Source organism: Mesorhizobium sp. B2-3-2, from assembly GCF_006442295.1.
Classification (GTDB): domain Bacteria; phylum Pseudomonadota; class Alphaproteobacteria; order Rhizobiales; family Rhizobiaceae; genus Mesorhizobium.
In genome coordinates this window covers 193459-210550 of the sequence record NZ_VFWA01000004.1, presented here as the reverse complement: position 1 = coordinate 210550, position 17092 = coordinate 193459, and the positions used below count along the sequence as shown (strand labels likewise).

The window sequence follows — 17092 nt, the reverse complement described above, 5'->3', positions numbered from 1 at the left end:
AATGGATCGATGTTCGAACGCGTCCTGTCGTTTCTGAGGGATTTGCCGACCGGCGCCGGCGCCCGCGCCAGCGCCGATGACCCGCGCGTAGCGGCTTCGGCGCTGCTCTACCACGTGATGAGCGCCGACGGCGTGCGCCAGGACGTCGAGTGGGAGCGGTTCAAGGCAGTGCTGGCGCAGGCCTATTCGGTCAGCGGCAACGAGCTCGACGCGCTGGCCGCCGCCGGCGAGCGCGCCGACAACGAGGCGATCGACCTCTATGCCTTCACCAGCGTGCTGAAGCGCCACCTCGATGCCGAAGGCCGCAAGGCTTTCATCGGCCTGATGTGGGAGATCGTCTATGCCGATGGCGAGCTGCACGAGTTGGAAGACAACACGGTCTGGCGCGTTGCCGAGCTGATCGGCGTCGAACGCCAGGACCGCATCGAGGCGCGCCGCAAGGCGGCGGCCGAGGCGCCGGGCGCCCGTGGAACGTCGAGCGACGAATAGGGTCCATTCGCCGATGCCGCCGAAGCCGCCGCCTTCGAAGCCAAGAATCCTGATCGTGCTGCATCAGGAGAATTCGAGCCCCGGGCGCGTCGGCCACATGCTTCTCGAAGAGGGTTTCGATCTCGACATCCGCCGTCCGCCGCTTGGCGATGCCTTGCCAGAGACGCTCGACGGCCATGCCGGGGCCGTGGTGTTCGGCGGCCCCATGAGCGCCAATGACGAGGACGAGTTCGTCCGCCGCGAGACCGACTGGCTTGAGGTTCCGCTGCGGGAGAATCGGCCGCTGCTGGGCATCTGCCTTGGTGCGCAGATGCTGGTCAACCATTTGGGCGGCAGGGTCGAGGGGCATGGCGAAGGGCTGGTCGAGATCGGCTGGTATCCGTTGAAGGCGACGGAAGCAGGCCAGAAACTGATGCGCTGGCCTGAAATGGTCTATCAGTTCCACCGCGAAGGTTTTTCGCTGCCGAGCGACGCGACCTTGCTGGCGACCGCCGAGACCTATCCCAACCAGGCCTTCCGCTATCGCGACAATGCCTGGGGCATCCAGTTCCATGGCGAATTGACCAGGCTGATGATGCAGCGCTGGGTGGTGCGCGGCGCGCACCGCTTCGAACTGCCGGGCGCCCAGCCCGGCCGCGACCATCTCGGCGGCCGGCTCATCTGGGACATCCACCTCAAGCGCTGGCTGGACGAGTTCCTGGTGCTGATTTTCGGCGGCCGACGGCGCGGTGGCGGCACAACCATCCCCTGATGGCGGGTCGTTTAACGCCTGCTAGTTCGAAAACGTCACGCTCACGCCGCGCTGGCGAAAATAAGCCTGCATCAATTTGCGGCCCGAGCGGTTGTTCTGCGCCAGTTTGGTGGGATCGAACACCGCCTGCTTCATCCCCTCTCGTGCCAGCGCTGCCTTAAGCGTCGCGATATGGGCGTCGAGATCGGCATTGTCCGCTCGCAGCGACACATAGATACTCTCGGTTGCCTCGGCCACGGTCGGTTCGCTCACAGGTATCGTCCTTTGGTTGGTCGGGCGGCGGCTTAGCACAGATTCGCAGCCCGCCGATACCGGTGGACCTGAATTCGATGCCCCGTCAGTTTCGTCCATTGAGGTGCCGCACCCTTCGGAGCGCCGGGAACAGGTAGGCCCACAGGCCGGCAACGGCGATGGCCCCGACGCCGCCGATGACGACGGCCGGCACCGTGCCGATCAGCGCCGCCATGGTGCCGGCGCGGAATTCGCCGAGCTCGTTGGAGGCGCCGACGAAGACCTGATTGACGGCGTTGACACGGCCGCGGACATGATCGGGGGTCCAGAGCTGGATCAAAGTTTCCCTGATGTAGACGCTGAACATGTCGGTGGCGCCGAGGAAGGCCAATGCCAGGATCGACAGCCAGGCGATGGTCGACAGGCCGAACAGCACCGTAAAGGCGCCGAACGCGGCCACGAAGCCGAGCATGATCAGGCCCGCGTGGTTTCGGATAGGATGACCAGCGAGCCAGATGGCGACACAGATGGCACCCACCCCTGGCGCCGAGCGCAGCAAACCAAGCCCCCAGGGGCCGAGTTGCAATATGTCGCGGGCATAGATCGGCAGCAGCGCCGAGGCGCCGGACAGGAGCACGGCGAAGAGATCGAGCGAGATGGCGCCAAGCACGATCTTCTCGCCCCAGATGTAACCGAAGCCGGCGAACAGGGTCTGCATGGTCGGCTTGTCGGTCTCGCTGCGCTGGGCCGGCCTCGGTATGGTGAAGATCAGCAGCCCGGCGACGAGCATCAGCGCCGTGGCCGTGCCATAGGCCACCTCGGCCGATACGCCGTAGAGCAGGCCGCCGGCGACCGGCCCGACGATGGTCGCCGTCTGCCAGGCCGACGAGTTCCAGGCAATGGCGTTGGCGAAATCCCGGGGCGGCACCAGATTGGCGAACAGCGACGACGAGGCCGGTCCGAAGAAGGCGCGGGCGATGCCGAACATGGCGAGCACGATGAAGATTGGCAGCGGACCGCTGATGCCGCGCAGGGTCAGGATGAGCAGCGCGAGCGCACAGATCGCCTCGAGTAGCACCGCCAGCGCCATGATCAGCCGGCGGCCGAAGCGATCGGCAACGACCCCGGTGACCAGCACCAGGAGCAGCGAAGGCAGGAACTGGACGATGCCGACAAGGCCGAGATCGAGCGGGTCGCGGGTCAGGTCGTACATCTGCCAGCCGACCGCGACGGACACGATCATGGTGGCGAATGTGGTGAGGAAGCGCGCCGTCCAATAGCTCAGGAAGGAGCGATGGCGGAACGCGGCATAGCGCTGGTCCGGTGATATCTGTTCGGAGGTCATGGAACGAGGCCCCGTTAGAAGGATGGAGGCCGGCGGGGCACTTCCACGATGGACGCTGGTCCGGCCGGGGAACCCTTTAGCCCAGTTCGACGTATGACGCGCGCAAAAAACAGGTTCTGGATCAAGGATTTTCTGATGTGTTCCATCGAACGCACACGAAACTCACCCACAAGACCCAGCGGGACAGGAAAACCTATCGGGGTCTCGAAGTCCTCCCCCGTCGTTCACGCGATAGCCTTGAAAGTCGATCAGTGAGCAGCATTCTTTCGGCCTGCCCACTGGCCTGGCCGAAACCTACCAATACATTGGGGTTCTGGCGATAATGCCGAGCGTCATTTTACCCCTTTTATATCGTCGCCCCTGTGAATTGGAATAAATAGACCATTTTATTTTGGAATAGTGCGAAAAGCGTAGGCGTAAGCAGCAATCTTTTTGCTGGCTCCTTTCTGTCAATTGCATTTAAGTACTTGCTAAATCAGGCAGGGTGCTTACTGGATTATTAAGCATTTTCAAAACAGAACTCAAGATCTGGCAATTTTCCCTTGCTAGCCGGCGATATCGGTTACAACCTATGGATACATCAACCGCGCCGGCGGATCGTTGGCATGCTTGGGCGGGCGGGCGCTAGGCATGGAGAGGGAAATGGACATTCGCCAAGGCGGCTCCCGCTGGGAGCGTTCCCCTCGACTTGAGGAATTGCGACAGCCGGCCGCAAAGTCGTCGAATGCATGGGCCACAGTTCGGGCGTTTCGTGGTCCGCGAAGCTTTTGTCCTCTTCGGATCGTCCTCCGACCGACGGATGAACCTCTGCCGGCGGGGAGCGAGGAGAATAAATCATGAAACGTATAGTTTATTCGGTTATCGCCAGTGTTTTACTGGCGGTCGCCGGCTGCACCACCGACGATCAGACCATCGACACCAGGCCGCAATACGACAAGCAAGGTAATCCCAATTTCGATACGCGAGGCAGATACATTGGCTGCCATCGGATCGGATGCAAAGTCGATGACCCTGATGATGGGGATCAAAGCATCGATGACAGGCCGCAATACGACAGGCAAGGCAATCCAAACTTCGATACGCAGGGCAACTATCAGGGGTGCAATGGCATTGGCTGCCAGGTCGATGCGCCTGACGATGACGATTCATCGGATGACGGCGATTCCGACTGACAGCCACACTCCGTGAAGGAAGAGGAAATCACCTATGTCTGAACTCGGCGACTTGGTTCGACGGCACGCCAAAATCCTCATGATCGGGCTGGCGGGGTTGATACCGGCATCTGCTTTCGCGAACGATGCCTGCGACGGCGTCAAGGTCGAGGTGACGAAGGCGCGCAAACAGGAATATGCACCGCTCGTCGCTTCGGCGATGGACAATAAGTTCAAGCCCGCCCGCGCCAAGTTCATCACCATCTTGGAAAGCGGCAACTGGAGCGCCGCGTATGTCTCCACGCCTGTGAGTGATGACGGCGTGATGTTCTTCCAGACAGTCGACGGAAGGAAGCAGTTTCGTGACGTATGGGGCGGCTATGCCGATCCATCGGAAAAGCCTGAACTGGTATCCTGGGCGAAGAAGCTTGGAGCACCGGAAAAGCTGGCCAGGTGCTTCGCCGAAACCGTTACGGAATGACGATGCCGCTCACCTGCAAAGAGGACGAGAACCGATGAAAACCGCAATTCTGACCACCGCCGTGGTTCTGGCCATGCCGGCTTTCGCTTTTGCAAAGGACAAGTGCGCCGACGCCAAGGATCAGGCCACCATGAACCAGTGCGCCGGTGCTTCGTTCAGGAAATCCGACAAGAAGCTCAACGAACTTTACAAGCAGATCGAAACCCGCCTGAAGGACGACGCGGATACCAAGAAGCTTCTTGTCCAAGCGCAGCAGGATTGGATCAAGTTCAGCGACGCCGAGTGCAATTTCCAGACCGCGGGAGCGGCCGGAGGCAGCATGGTCCCCATGCTCCTCTCGATGTGCATGGATGGCCTGACGCAATCCCGGGTCAAGGATTTCGAGGGTTACCTGAACTGCAAGGAAGGCGATCTGAGCTGTTCCGTTCCGGCAGCGAACTGAGGTTTTCGGCATGCCTCCAAGGCGGGTGGAAAATCATGCCCTCAGCGCGGCGGAGATGGCGTCGAGCCCGCCCTGCAATTGCGCCTCCGTCGGCCAGCCAAAACCGATGCGGAAGAAGCGCTTCGGCATTTCGAACCAGTGGCCGGGCCCGACATAGGTGCCATGGCTCTCCAGCAGGGTGCCATAAAACCGGTCGAGGTCGAAGCCGGGCTCGACGTTCAGACGCGGGAAGCCGACGACACCGCCCTCGGGCCGCACCCAGCTGACCAGCGGCTCACCGTCGACCCACGCCTGGACGATGTCGCGGCGCCTGGCCATCTCAGGCAACAGCCTGGCGAGGAAGGCGTCGCGACGTTCGAGCATGCCGCGCGCAATGCCCTCGTCGATGACGCTGCCGCAGATGCCTATCTGCTCCTTGGCGGCCAGGAATTTCTCCTGGAGGCCCGCATCCCTGGTCACCAGCCAGCCGATGCGGATGCCGGGAATGCCGAAGGCTTTCGACAGCGACGAGACGCTGATCGCCCGCTGGCTCAGCGAAGCTGCCGGGGGCAGACGTCTCCCATAGGAGAGGTCGCGGTAGGTCTCGTCGACCAGCAGATGGCAACGGCGGCTTTCGGCGAGCGCTATCAACGTGTCGAGATCGGCACGAGACAACATGGTTCCGGTCGGATTGTGCGGACAGGTGACGCTGATCAGGCGGGTGTTGGGCTGGATCGCCGCCTTGAGGCGCTCGACGTCGATGGCGAAGCCGTCCTCGAAGGCGAGGTCGACAAAGCTGATGGCACAGCCGATCGCCCTCGGGGTTTCGATGTTGGTGGCGTAGTTGGGGCGGACGACGACGAGATGGTCGCTTGCCGACAGAAGCGACGTGGCGACGATGAACAGCGCGCCGGCCGCACCCGCGGTGATCAGCACATCATCTGGCGAAACGCCGGCGTCCTGCGCCGCGATCAGCGCGCGCAATCCCCTGTCCCCGCGATGCTCGCCATAGAAGAGCGTAAGATCGGGCAGCGACAGGCCGAGGTCGGAGAGCTTCTGGTCGGCGATCGAACTTTCGGAGAGATTGTAGCGGATGCGGTCGTAGCCGTATTCCTCCGGCGCCTCTTTCTCGATCACCATCCTGGTATAGTTCATGGCTTCCCCCGAGGCCTGTCTGGCTCATCCAAGCCACAAAAGCATGAAGCTGCCAAGACGGAACGCCGGCAGGCCTCAATCAACCAATTGGCTCAGCGCGGGAATGCGCGCTCAGGCCGAGACCTTGGCCTTCCTGCCCCTGGCAGGCGCTTTCGGGGCGGCGGCCTTGCGGCCGAGACCGATCGACTTCGCCAGTTCCGAACGCGAGGCCGCGTAATTGGGAGCGACCATCGGATAGTCCGACGGCAAGCCCCATTTGGCGCGGTAGGCGTCCGGCGTCAGGCCGAAATGCACGCCCAGATGACGCTTCAGCGATTTGAACTTCTTGCCGTCCTCCAGGCAGATGATGAAATCCGGCGTCACCGACTTCTTGGGGTTGACCGCCGGCACGAGCGGCGCCGCCACGGGAGCGGCCGGCTGGCCGAGCCCGCTGATCGACGCGCTGACGCTGGCGATGAGGTCCGCCAGGCCGGAGGCGGGCAGGCGGTTCTTCTCGACGTAAGCCGACACGATATGGGCGGTCAGCTCGAGAAGGTCGATATCCTTGCGAGCGTCGTTGCTGTCGTCGGTCAATCTATTTTCCTCCGTCTATGGCGTATGGGGCCCGAAATCGGCACGGTTTCGGATGGGATGATGCGCAAAGTCAAAGTGCGGCGGCGTCTTTGCGCGTCCCGCGCGGTGCGTCGCGATGTAGTGCGCCGGAATTCCTAGTCGGCAAATCTGCGCAATGCAACGACTTGGCACGGCGTCGCACATTATTTTGAATAACTATACTGAACTGTAATACTATCAGACGATCAGGGCCTTGTCTCGCCACAGACGAAATCCGCCTTCGAAGGCGCGTGTGTTGTCGCCGCGCCTGCTGTCGGCGGGCAAATCGTCAAGCTTGTCGACATTGCCGCCGCCGATGACGACATAATCGGGCTGCATGGCGGCGCGCAGCCTCTCGACGACGTCGAAAACGGATTTGCGCCACTTCTTCTTGCCGCGTTTCACCAGGCCGCGTTCACCGACATAGTCCTCGAAGCTCTTGCCCTTCTTGTAGGGGAGATGGGCGAGTTCCATCGGTTGGGCGACATTGTCGACGATCATCGCCGCACCCAGGCCGGTTCCCAGCCCCAGGAACAGCATGCGACCGCCCTCATAGCTGCCGATGGCCTGCATCAGCGCGTCGTTGACCACCTTCACCGGTTTGCCGAACTGCGCGGCGAAGTCGAAGCCGGCCCAGCCCTTGCCGAGATTGGCGGGATCGAGCAACGGCCTGTTGTGATGCACCGGGCCGGGATAGCCCATCGAGACGACGTCGTAGGAGAGCCCGTCGGCCAGCACCTTCACCGCATCGATCATCTGCTGCGGTGTGAGATCCGGCCCGGAATCGGCGCGGTGCTCAGTGCCGCTTGCGCTGGTAAGGATCTTGATGTGCGAGCCGCCGATGTCGATCGACAGCACGGTCGGGTCGCTGCTCGCCGTTTTCGGCCTTGCCGTCCTGGCCATGCTGCCGTCTCCCAGCCTATTTCGATGGATTGATCCAGCCGTTCGGCGGCCCGAAGCCGTTCATCGCCTCGGCCGGCCCCCAGGTCTTCGGTTCATAGAGATGCGGCGGCGTGGTGTCGCCGAGCACCGGCCCGACGATCCGCCAGGCGAGCTCGCTGGCGTCCTGACGGGTGAAAAGCTGGCCATTGCCGTTCATGGCATCGCCGATCAGCCGTTCATAGGGCGGCATGTCGCCCTTGCTGTCATCGAGCGCCGTCAGTTCGACCTGCTCGCCGATCATGTCGTCGCCCGCTGCCTTGCGCTGCGCGCCGATCGAGATCGCCACCTGCGGGTCGATGCGGAAGCGCACATAATTGGCGTCGTTCGGCTTGATCGGGTCGAAGACATCGAGCGGCGGCCGCTTCAGCCGCACGATCACCTCCGTGGCATGCACCGGCATGTTCTTGCCGGCGCGGATGAAGAACGGCACGTCCCGCCAGCGCCAGGTGTCGACGAGGAAGCGCACCGCGGCGAAGGTTTCGACCGGCGAGTTGGGCGCCACGCCGGGCTCGGCGAGATAGCCGTCGAACTGGCCGCGCACGATATCGTCCTTGGTCAAGGTGCGGATCGCGCGCAGCACCTGCACCTTCTCATCGATCAGGTCGTCGGCGGAACGGCCGACAGGCGGTTCCATCGCCAGCAGCAGGAGGATGTTTAGCAGATGGTTCTCGATCACGTCCCTGACGCAGCCGACCTCGTCATAGAAGCGGCCGCGCCCGTCGATGCCGAAATCCTCGGCCATGGTGATCTGCACGCTCTCCACGAAATTGCGGTTCCAGATCGGTTCCAGGAAGGAATTGGCAAAGCGGAAATAGAGCAGGTTCTGGATCGCTTCCTTGCCGAGATAGTGGTCGATGCGAAAGATCGACTGTTCGTCGAACACCAGATGCAGCACCCGGTTCAGCCAGCGTGCCGATTGCAGGTCATGGCCGAAGGGCTTTTCCACCATCAGCCGCGCGCCGCGCGCCGTGCCCGATTGCTCCAGGCCCTGCACCACCGTCTCGAACATGGTCGGCGGCACCGCCATATAGTGCAGCGGCCGCTGGGCGGTGCCCAGCGCGCTCTTCAGTTTCTCGAACGTCGCCGGATCGCGATAGTCGCCGCTGACATAGCGCAGCAGCGAAGCGAGCTTGGCGAACACTTTCTCGTCGATCTTGCCGAGCGCATTGACGATGCCGTCACGCGCGCGATCCTGCAATTTCTTCAAATCCCAGGCGTCGAAGGCGACGCCGATTACCGGCTCGCTGAGCGTCCCCTTGGCGACCATGGCGTAGAGGGACGGAAATATCTTCTTGTGGGCGAGGTCGCCGGTCGCCCCGAAGAGCACCAGCGTGTCGGACCGTTCCTGGCTCATGAGTGTGTCTCTCCTGTCGCCGTCACGAGCCGGCCTTCGGTTTTTCGACATGGCCGCCGAAGGCATAGCGCATGGCCGACAGGAGCTTGTCGGCGAATTCGGATTCGCCTTGCGAGGAGAAGCGGTCGAACAGGGCCGAGGACAGCACCGGAGCCGGAACGCCGGTGTCGATGGCTGCCTTCAGCGTCCAGCGTCCCTCACCCGAATCCGAGACCCTGCCGCCGAACTGGGTCAGCGCCGAATCGGCTTTCAGCGCGCCGGCCGTGAGGTCGAGCAGCCAGGAGCCGATGACGCTGCCGTGCCGCCAGACTTCGGCGACCTGGGGGAGGTCGATGTCGAACTGGTAATATTGCGGGTTTTCCAGCGGGCTGGTCTCGGCGTCGGCCGAACGTTGCCGTTTGCCGGCATTGGCCGACTTCAGGATGTTCATGCCCTCCGCATAGGCCGCCATGACGCCGTATTCGATGCCGTTATGGACCATCTTGACGAAATGTCCGGCTCCGCTAGGCCCGCAGTGGAGATAGCCGAAGGGCGCGGTTCCGGCGTCCTTGGCCGGATTGGCGCCGGCGTCGGCGCCCGGCGCCAGCGTGGCGAAGATCGGATCGAGATGCCGCACTGCCTCGTCCGGGCCGCCGATCATCAGGCAGTAGCCGCGCTCCAGCCCCCAGACGCCACCGCTGGTGCCGACATCGACATAGCTGAGGCCCTTGGCCGCGAGTTCAGCCGCCTGGTCGACGGCGTCGTGATAGTAGGAATTGCCGCCATCGATGATGATGTCGCCGGGTTCCATCAGCGCCGCCACCTGGTCGGCGATCTTGCCGGTAATCGCCGCCGGCAGCATCAGCCATGCGCTGCGCGGCTTGGCGAGCTTGCCGACGAACTCCTCCATCGAGGCTGCGCCGATCGCGCCGTCCTTGACCAAGGCGGCGACGCTTGCCGGGTTGATGTCGTAGACGACGCATTGGTGGCCGTCGCGCATCAGGCGCCGGACCATGTTGGCGCCCATCCGGCCCAGTCCCATCATTCCGATCTGCATGGTCTCGTCCTTGTGTCTTGAAGAGGATCTGGTGGGAAGGATCTACACTCTGTCCTGTTCACCAATGATGACGGAGAAGTCGACATTCTCCCAATCGCCGCTGCCGGGCCAGAAAAAAGTGAAGATCAGCGTGCTCCCCTCGGGCAGGCTGGCGACCGGCAGGTCAGCGAGGTGGATGCCGAGAGCATTCTCGCTGGTCGCGCTGTCATGCACGGTCGTCCAATTGTCGACGCTCCAATGAACGGTCGCCTTCGCCAAAAGCTCGAGGCGCATTGTCTTGCCGGCCGGCATGGAACGGATCTTGTTGTTGAAGCGCCATGTCCGGAACGGCGAGACGGTCTTTTTGTCGATATAGCGTTCGACGCCTCGCGGTGGCATGTCGAACACCGCGCCGTCACGCAGCGAGCGCAACAGCTTGATGTGTTCGGAATGCGCCCAGACCAGCGGCATGGCGCTGCCCGAGGGCTTGCCATGCAGCAGTTCGCGGCCGGGCAGGTCGGCACCGTCCCAGACCTGCTCCGGCAACAGGCCGCCCGGTCCGGCCGAGCCCTCCATTGCCGCGAGCAGCGAGGTCACCTTGTCCTTGCGTCCGGCCGCCAGCTCGTAGTGGGCCCGTTCGCCGGCGAGCAACGGCCAGGGGCGGCCCCGGCCGGTACCGTCGAATGGCGCGCCGTCCTCGTGCTCGCCATAGCCGTCGCCGGTGTAACGATACCAGAGCGACCCCTGCGGCAGTTGCCGGCGCAGCTGCGCGTCGATGACCTTGACCGTGTCGATGATGCGTGGATCGTCGGCTGCCCTGAGGCCAAAGCGCACCAGCGCCAAGGCGTCCGGGCTGACGATTTCCTGGGCCGGCCGGGCGGCATCGCCGGGCGGGCGGTTCTTGATCGGCACATAGCCGTCCTTCGGCGAACCGGCCTCGGCGCTGTCGGGCGGTGCGATGCGGACATAGTAGCCGGTGACGCCAACCGCCTCGCAGCTTGCCGTGCCGGTGACATAGGTCCAGCGCTCGACCTGGTCGTTCCAGCCGTCGGCGGTTTCGCGCAGATAGCTTGCCGCATCCCGCTTGCCGCAGGCCTCCAGCATATCCGCGGCGGCAAGCAGCGCCGCGATCTCGACGGCGAGCGTGAACGGGCTGTAACCGGCGTCTTCCTCCCAGCGGTCCTCGCCGGTGACGGGTCCATTGCGCACGACATAGGCTGCGGCGCGCTCGATCATCGGCAGGAAGGAAGAGAGTCTGGCGCGCGGCAAATGGCCCTGGCGCCGCAGCGCATCGGCCAGCAGCAGCGGAAAGGCGCATTCGTCCATCTGGATGCCCGGCCAATAGGCCGATCCGTCGAGCCAGGCGTTCTGCGGCCAGTGGCCGTCCGGCTGCTGGATGGAGCGGAGATAGTGGAGGGTTTGCAGGGCCGAAGCGGCATCGCCGGCGGCGAGAAAGCCGCCCGCCGTTTCGACCAGATCGCGCGGCCAGACCAGATGGTAGCCGCCGAGATCGTCGTCGCCCTTGTCGAAGCCCCATGGGATAGACAGGCTGGCGACCGCCGCGCCCGGCATGAGCGATGACCGGTGCGCCGCCAGGACGGCGGTGGAGATCCTGTAGCTGTTCACTCCGGACGCGCCATGGCGATCCAGTCGCAGCAGACCCGCCTGCCATTCGCGCCATTCTTCGACGTAGGACGTTGCCGCCGCCGAGAAACCCTGCCCGAGACTGGCGAAGGCGTTCCGAGCAGCGTCTTCGGGCGTCGCCCCGAAGCCCAGCGCCAGCAGGGCTTTGGAGCTGTTGGCGGAAAACCCGATTTCGCCGGTCAGTGCGACATTGCCGTCCTCGGCTCGCTGAAAGGCTGGATCGAGTTGGCCGGTGTGCTTGAGTTGCTGCCAGCCGTCGGAGACGCCGACATATCCGGCCGAGCAGTTCCGCCAGGGCAGCGATGAGGCCAGCGCCAGGCAGGTGCCGCGGCCCGAAGCAAACAACACAGGCTCTCCCCCATGGTCGCCGACCCAGGCGGTGTTGCCCATGCCTGCATTGACCAGATGCGGCGCCAGCAAGGCGTGGACGCGGTAGTCGCCCGGCGCGCCCTTGAGCGGAGTGAAGGCGATCTCCTGCAGCAAGGTTGGTCGCGCCGGGTCGGCCAGGATGCGCTTTTCGATCCGGTAGGCGCCGTCATCGGCGGTGTTGATCAACCTGTAGGCGGGCACGCCCTCTTCGAACGGTTCGATGCCATGCGCGGCATCGCGTTTTTCTTCCGAGAAATATCCGTTCGGGCCGGTCACGATCAGGCCGAGGTCGCGCGTGCAGGCACTGTCGACACGGGGATAATAGATTTCGTTCAGGATGCCATGGCTGAGCGTGAACCAGACGCGGCTCGACGGCGAAAGCGCCGCGCCGACGCCGCTCTTGGCGCTCGACGTCCAGCGCGCCGGAATCCCCGGGGCGCCTGCGGGAACGATCGGCGTCACTGCCATGCGTCTGCGGCCTCCTGCCCGCATGCCTAGCCTATCTGTCGAAGCCATTTCAATCGACGCACTTGAAGTTGATCGCCAGCCCGCCGCGGATTGCAGTTGACAGCTTGCCGCCCTTCTGCACTTTTGTCTGACAATAGATAAAAAACAGGAACGCGAGCCCGAAACTCATCATCAGCCGTCAAGACCAGCAACCTTTGGGAGGAGTATGACATGAAGAAACTGTTCGTTCTGGGCACCCTTGCAATGGTGCTCGCCGCTGGTACGGCTTTTGCCGACACCAGCGGCAAGAAGATTGCTTTCTCGAACAATTACGCCGGCAATTCGTGGCGGCAGGCGATGCTCGACAGCTATGACGCCGTCACCAAGAAGGCGGTGGCCGACAAGGTGGTCGGGGCCGCCGATGTCTTCACGACGGCCGACAAGGAAGTGCCGACACAGGCAGCCCAGGTGCAGAACCTGATTCTGCAGGGCTATGACGCCATCGTCATCAACGCCGCCTCGCCCGACGCGCTGAACGGCGCCATCAAGCAGGCCTGCGACGCCGGCATCGTGGTGGTCTCCTTCGACGGCATCGTCACCGAACCCTGCGCCTACCGCGTCGTCGTCGACTATAAGGACATGGGCAAGCAGGAAGTCGAGCATATGGCCAAGTTCCAGCCCAAGGGCGGCAACCTGCTCGAGATCCGTGGCCTCGCCGGCACCTCGATCGATGACGCCATCCATGCCGGCATCCTCGAAGGGGTCGCCGCCCATCCCGAGTTCAAGATCGTCGGCTCGGTGACCGGCGACTGGGACCAGACGACGGCGCAGAAAGCGGTGGCGACCATCCTGCCCTCGCTGCCCGACATCGTCGGCATCGTCGACCAGGGCGGCGACGGTTATGGCGCGGCGCAAGCCTTCGCCGCAGCCGGTAAGCCTCGCCCGACCATCATCATGGGCAATCGGCAGGACGAGCTGAAATGGTGGAAAGAACAGAAGGAAAAGGACGGCTACCAGACCTGGTCGGCCTCGATTGCGCCCGGTGTCTCGACGCTCGCCTTCTGGGTGGCGCAGCAGGTGCTCGATGGCCGCAAGGACATTCCGCACGACCTGCTGGTGCCGTATCTCGCCTTCACCCAGGACGATTTCGAAGCCGCGTTGCCGAAAATCAAGGAGGGCGGTGTCGCCACCCACGAATACACGCAGGAAGATGCCATCGCGGCCATCAAAGCCAATATCAAGTGAATGTCGCACACGCGTTGCCGTGCACATCGCCGACCGGATATCGTTGAGCATGCCTGAAGGGAACGCGGACATCATCAGACTGAGCGGCGCCGAAAAACACTTCGGCGCCGTTCGCGCGCTGGGTGGGGTGGATTTCCATGTCAGGCCCGGCGAGTGCGTCGGCCTCGTCGGCCACAACGGCGCCGGCAAATCGACGCTCATGCATATGGTGGCGGGCACGCTGGCGCCCGACAGCGGCACGATCGGCGTGCATGGCGGCTCCGAGGGGAATTACTCGGTGTCGCGGGCGCAGCAGCTCGGCATACGCTGCGTCTTCCAGGAACTGTCGCTGTGTCCCAATCTCAGCGTCGCCGAGAACACGCGCATCAACCACGCCTCGCTCACCGGCTTCGGCTGGCGGCGCAAGGCGGCCGCGCTGATCGCGGCCAAGCTGGACGAAATCTTTCCGGACCATGGCATCTCGGCGGCCGACATCGCCGGCGACCTTTCCATCGGACGGCGACAGATGGTGGAGGTGGCGCGCGCGTTCACGCTGACCCGCGAGCCGTTGCACCTGGTCATCCTGGACGAGCCGACTTCCTCGCTCGACGCGCACACGGCGGGCCAGTTGCTTGCCTTCGTGCGCCGCTTCGTCGCGTCGGGCGGCAGCTGCATCCTGATCTCTCACGTGCTGGGCGAAGTGCTGCAGAACGCCGATCGCATCGTCGTGATGCGCGACGGCAAGGTTGTCGCCGCCGACGCGGCGAACGCCTTCGACCGCGATAGGCTGGTCGCCACTATGGGCGGTGCCGAAGCACATCACAGGGCGCCCACCGAAACCCGGAAAGCCGAGGCCGGCCCGTTGCGCGTGCGTGCCCGGCCGGTGCGGCAGCAGGACGGCAAGGAGCTGGTGGCCCGCGCCGGCGAGATCATCGGACTTGCCGGCCTGGCCGGGCATGGCCAGACCGACCTGCTGCTCGCGATTTTCGCCGCCGCGTCCCGCGCCAAGGCCGGCATCGACGTCACCGCACCGGTGGCGCTAGTGGCCGGCGACCGCCAGTCGGACGGCATCTTTCCGCAGTGGTCGATCGCTGAAAATATCGGCATCCGCTCGCTGGCACGGCTGCGCAACGGGCTGTTGATCTCGCCGCGGCGCGAGGCCGAACTGGCCGGGTTCTGGCAAAAGAAGATCGGCATCCGCACGCCTGATATGAACAACAACATCTTTTCGCTGTCGGGCGGCAACCAGCAGAAGGCCTTGTTCGCCCGGGCTCTCGGCTCCGATGCCGGCATCGTGCTGATGGACGACCCGATGCGCGGCGTAGACATCGGCACCAAGCTCGAGGTTTACGATCTCGTGCGCGAGGAGGCCGGCAAAGGCCGCACCTTCCTCTGGTACACCACGGAAACGGAAGAACTCGACAATTGCGACCACGTCTATGTTTTCAAGAACGGCCGTATCGTCGCCAATCTGACGCGCGACGAGCTGACGGAAGAAAAGATCATCCAGTCCTCCTTCGGCGACGCGGCCTGAGATGACGGCCGTGTCGGTTCAAAACGGTTCAAAGACTTTCGGGAGCGGAGCGGCGCGCGCCCGCCTGCTACGCGGGCTGCTGCCGGCGCTGTCAATGGCGCTGGTGCTGCTCGCCATCGCCTGGCTCAATCCGCGCGCCATCAGCTATTTCGGCTTCGGCCTGATGCTGAACCTGGCGATCCCGATCGCGCTGGCGACGATCGCGCAGATGTTCGTCATATCGGGCAACGAGCTCGACCTGTCGATCGGCACCTTTGTCGGTTTCGTCGGCTGCGTCACCGCGACCTGGCTGAAGGACGCGCCTCTCATCGGTGTGGCCGTCCTGCTCGCATCGATCGGCGTCTATGCATTGCTCGGCGCGCTGATCCACCTGCGCAATTTGCCGTCGATCGTGGTGACACTGGGCATGAGTTTCGTCTGGCAGGGGCTGGCCATTCTCATCCTGCCCAAACCGGGCGGCAAGGCGCCGGACTGGCTGCTGGCGATCATGGCGTTCAAGCCGCCCTTCGTGCCCTTCCCCATCATCGCGGCGCTGGTGATCGGACTGATCGTCCATTTCGGGCTGATGCGCACCTCCTATGGCGTGATTCTGCGCGGCTCGGGCGGCAACCCGGCCGCGCTCAAACGCGCCGGCTGGTCGCTGCTCAAGACCAAGGTCGTGTTGTTCGCGCTGACGGGTCTGTTCGGCGTGCTGTCCGGCATGGCGCTGATCGGCATCACCACCTCGGCCGATGCCAATATCGGCAATGGCTACACGCTGCTTTCGATCGCCGGCGTCATCCTGGGCGGCGGCGAATTCGTCGGCGGCCGGGTGTCGCCGATCGGCGCGGTGATCGGCGCGCTGACCTTGGCGCTGGCGGCATCGCCGCTGCTCACCTTCATGCACATCCCGCCCGACTGGCAGGTGGCGGCCAACGGCGCCATCCTGATCATCGTGCTGGCGGCGCGGGTGCTGATCAGCCGAAGGGAGAGGTAAGCGATGACATTGCTGAGATCGCTGACCGCCAAACCCTGGATCTGGTCGTTCATCGGCGCGCTTGTCGTGTGGCTGGCGACGATAGCCTTCACCGGCGGCTATGGCGCCGGCGGCATGGTCACCGCCGCGCTGTCGCTGGCCGTGTTCACCGTCATCGTCGGCGTCGGCCAGATGTTCGTCATCACACTTGGGCCCGGCAACGTCGACCTGTCGCTGCCGGCCAATATCGGCCTAGCCAGCGCGGTGGCCATGAAGGTGATGGGTGGCAGCGATGCCATGATCGTGGCCGGCCTGCTGGCCGCGCTTGCCTGTGGTGCCGCCATCGGCGTCGCCAACTATCTGCTGATCTGGGCGCTGCGCATTCCGCCGATCATCGCCACATTGTCCGCGAGCTTCATCATCCAGTCGGTCGACATCAGCTACGGGCGCGGGTTGCAGATCAAGCCGCCGCCGGGTTTTGCCGATTTCGCCAACCGGCAGGTTCTCGGCATTCCGGTGCTGGCGGTTCTCACCGTGCTGTTCACCCTCGGCGCGGCCATCGCCTTGCAGCGCATGATCTATGGCCGTTCTGTACTGGCGATCGGCCAGAACATCCGCGCCGCCTGGCTCGCCGGCGTCAATGTCGGCCGCGTCCGTTTCCTCACCTATACGCTGTCGGGGGCGCTCGGCGGCATCGACGGCGCGCTGCTCGCCGGCTATTTCCGCGGCGCCAATGTCGATATCGGCAACGAGTATCTGCTGGCCTCGATAGCCGTCGTCGTCATCGGCGGCACGTCGGTGGCCGGGGGCAAGGCCAACGTGCCAGGCGTCTGGGGCGCGGCGCTGTTCCTGGTGCTGCTGCTCACCATGCTCAACACATTCGGCGTCAGCGCCGGCGTGCGCCTGCTTTTGACCGGGCTGATCATTGTCGGCGTGATCACGGCGGCCGGCGGGGAGAAGGCGGTGCGGTGATATTCGTGCCTTCCTTCAACC

General features: G+C 64.0%; 17 protein-coding genes. 9 read left to right on the top strand and 8 right to left on the bottom strand.

Annotated elements, in window-relative coordinates; genetic code table 11:
- Positions 1-9 precede the first annotated feature (9 nt).
- Positions 10-489 carry a TerB family tellurite resistance protein gene (locus tag FJ964_RS12560; RefSeq protein WP_140550682.1) on the top strand — a complete coding sequence of 160 codons (480 nt, stop codon included), beginning with the start codon at positions 10-12 and terminating at the stop codon, positions 487-489.
- Between the two features lie 13 nt (positions 490-502).
- Positions 503-1240: a glutamine amidotransferase gene (locus FJ964_RS12555; protein WP_140550681.1), complete on the top strand. Its 738-nt coding sequence runs from the start codon at positions 503-505 to the stop codon at positions 1238-1240.
- 21 nt (positions 1241-1261) lie between these two features.
- Here the strand turns inward: FJ964_RS12555 and FJ964_RS12550 are convergent, their stop codons facing one another.
- Both FJ964_RS12550 and FJ964_RS12545 read right to left on the bottom strand, forming a co-directional pair.
- Complete coding sequence (locus FJ964_RS12550) at positions 1262-1492, bottom strand: hypothetical protein (protein WP_140492627.1); 231 nt, start codon at positions 1490-1492, stop codon at positions 1262-1264.
- An 85-nt stretch (positions 1493-1577) separates the two neighbouring features.
- On the bottom strand, positions 1578-2816 hold the full coding sequence (locus FJ964_RS12545; protein ID WP_140550680.1) for an MFS transporter: 1239 nt from the start codon (positions 2814-2816) through the stop codon (positions 1578-1580).
- 836 nt (positions 2817-3652) lie between these two features.
- Here FJ964_RS12545 and FJ964_RS12540 point away from each other — a divergent pair.
- From FJ964_RS12540 to FJ964_RS12530, 3 genes are read left to right on the top strand one after another with little or no spacing between them, the layout of a single operon-like run.
- Positions 3653-3988 carry a hypothetical protein gene (locus tag FJ964_RS12540; protein ID WP_140550679.1) on the top strand — a complete coding sequence of 112 codons (336 nt, stop codon included), beginning with the start codon at positions 3653-3655 and terminating at the stop codon, positions 3986-3988.
- 34 nt (positions 3989-4022) lie between these two features.
- Positions 4023-4448, top strand: a complete 426-nt coding sequence (locus FJ964_RS12535) for a hypothetical protein (RefSeq protein WP_140550678.1) — start codon at positions 4023-4025, stop codon at positions 4446-4448.
- Between the two features lie 34 nt (positions 4449-4482).
- Positions 4483-4890, top strand: coding sequence for a lysozyme inhibitor LprI family protein (locus tag FJ964_RS12530; RefSeq protein ID WP_140550677.1), 408 nt, complete (start codon positions 4483-4485; stop codon positions 4888-4890).
- A 33-nt stretch (positions 4891-4923) separates the two neighbouring features.
- Here FJ964_RS12530 and FJ964_RS12525 read toward each other — a convergent pair whose 3' ends face one another.
- The 6 genes from FJ964_RS12525 to FJ964_RS12500 all read right to left on the bottom strand — a co-directional run bounded on the left by FJ964_RS12525 (position 4924) and on the right by FJ964_RS12500 (position 12407).
- A complete protein-coding gene (locus FJ964_RS12525) occupies positions 4924-6024 on the bottom strand; it encodes an aminotransferase class I/II-fold pyridoxal phosphate-dependent enzyme (protein ID WP_140550676.1) in 1101 nt (366 codons plus the stop codon).
- Positions 6025-6135: 111 nt separating this feature from the next.
- Positions 6136-6597 carry a MucR family transcriptional regulator gene (locus FJ964_RS12520; protein WP_140550675.1) on the bottom strand — a complete coding sequence of 154 codons (462 nt, stop codon included), beginning with the start codon at positions 6595-6597 and terminating at the stop codon, positions 6136-6138.
- A gap of 216 nt (positions 6598-6813) precedes the next feature.
- Positions 6814-7518, bottom strand: a complete 705-nt coding sequence (locus FJ964_RS12515) for an ROK family protein (protein ID WP_140550674.1) — start codon at positions 7516-7518, stop codon at positions 6814-6816.
- A 16-nt stretch (positions 7519-7534) separates the two neighbouring features.
- A complete protein-coding gene (gene zwf / locus FJ964_RS12510; RefSeq protein ID WP_140550673.1) occupies positions 7535-8911 on the bottom strand; it encodes a glucose-6-phosphate dehydrogenase in 1377 nt (458 codons plus the stop codon).
- A 22-nt stretch (positions 8912-8933) separates the two neighbouring features.
- Positions 8934-9947: a phosphogluconate dehydrogenase (NAD(+)-dependent, decarboxylating) gene (gene gnd / locus FJ964_RS12505; protein ID WP_140550672.1), complete on the bottom strand. Its 1014-nt coding sequence runs from the start codon at positions 9945-9947 to the stop codon at positions 8934-8936.
- 42 nt (positions 9948-9989) lie between these two features.
- The gene (locus tag FJ964_RS12500) at positions 9990-12407 is read right to left on the bottom strand and encodes a glucan 1,4-alpha-glucosidase (protein WP_140550671.1); all 2418 of its coding nucleotides are present in this window, start codon (positions 12405-12407) and stop codon (positions 9990-9992) included.
- A 210-nt stretch (positions 12408-12617) separates the two neighbouring features.
- Here FJ964_RS12500 and FJ964_RS12495 point away from each other — a divergent pair, with 210 nt between their 5' ends.
- The 4 genes from FJ964_RS12495 to FJ964_RS12480 are packed head-to-tail and all read left to right on the top strand — an operon-like array spanning position 12618 to position 17071.
- Positions 12618-13631: an ABC transporter substrate-binding protein gene (locus FJ964_RS12495; protein WP_140550670.1), complete on the top strand. Its 1014-nt coding sequence runs from the start codon at positions 12618-12620 to the stop codon at positions 13629-13631.
- Between the two features lie 49 nt (positions 13632-13680).
- The gene (locus FJ964_RS12490) at positions 13681-15144 is read left to right on the top strand and encodes a sugar ABC transporter ATP-binding protein (protein WP_140550669.1); all 1464 of its coding nucleotides are present in this window, start codon (positions 13681-13683) and stop codon (positions 15142-15144) included.
- Between the two features lies 1 nt (position 15145).
- Complete coding sequence (locus FJ964_RS12485; RefSeq protein ID WP_140550668.1) at positions 15146-16120, top strand: ABC transporter permease; 975 nt, start codon at positions 15146-15148, stop codon at positions 16118-16120.
- Positions 16121-16123: 3 nt separating this feature from the next.
- A complete protein-coding gene (locus tag FJ964_RS12480) occupies positions 16124-17071 on the top strand; it encodes an ABC transporter permease (RefSeq protein WP_140550667.1) in 948 nt (315 codons plus the stop codon).
- The last annotated feature ends 21 nt before the right edge of the window (positions 17072-17092 follow it).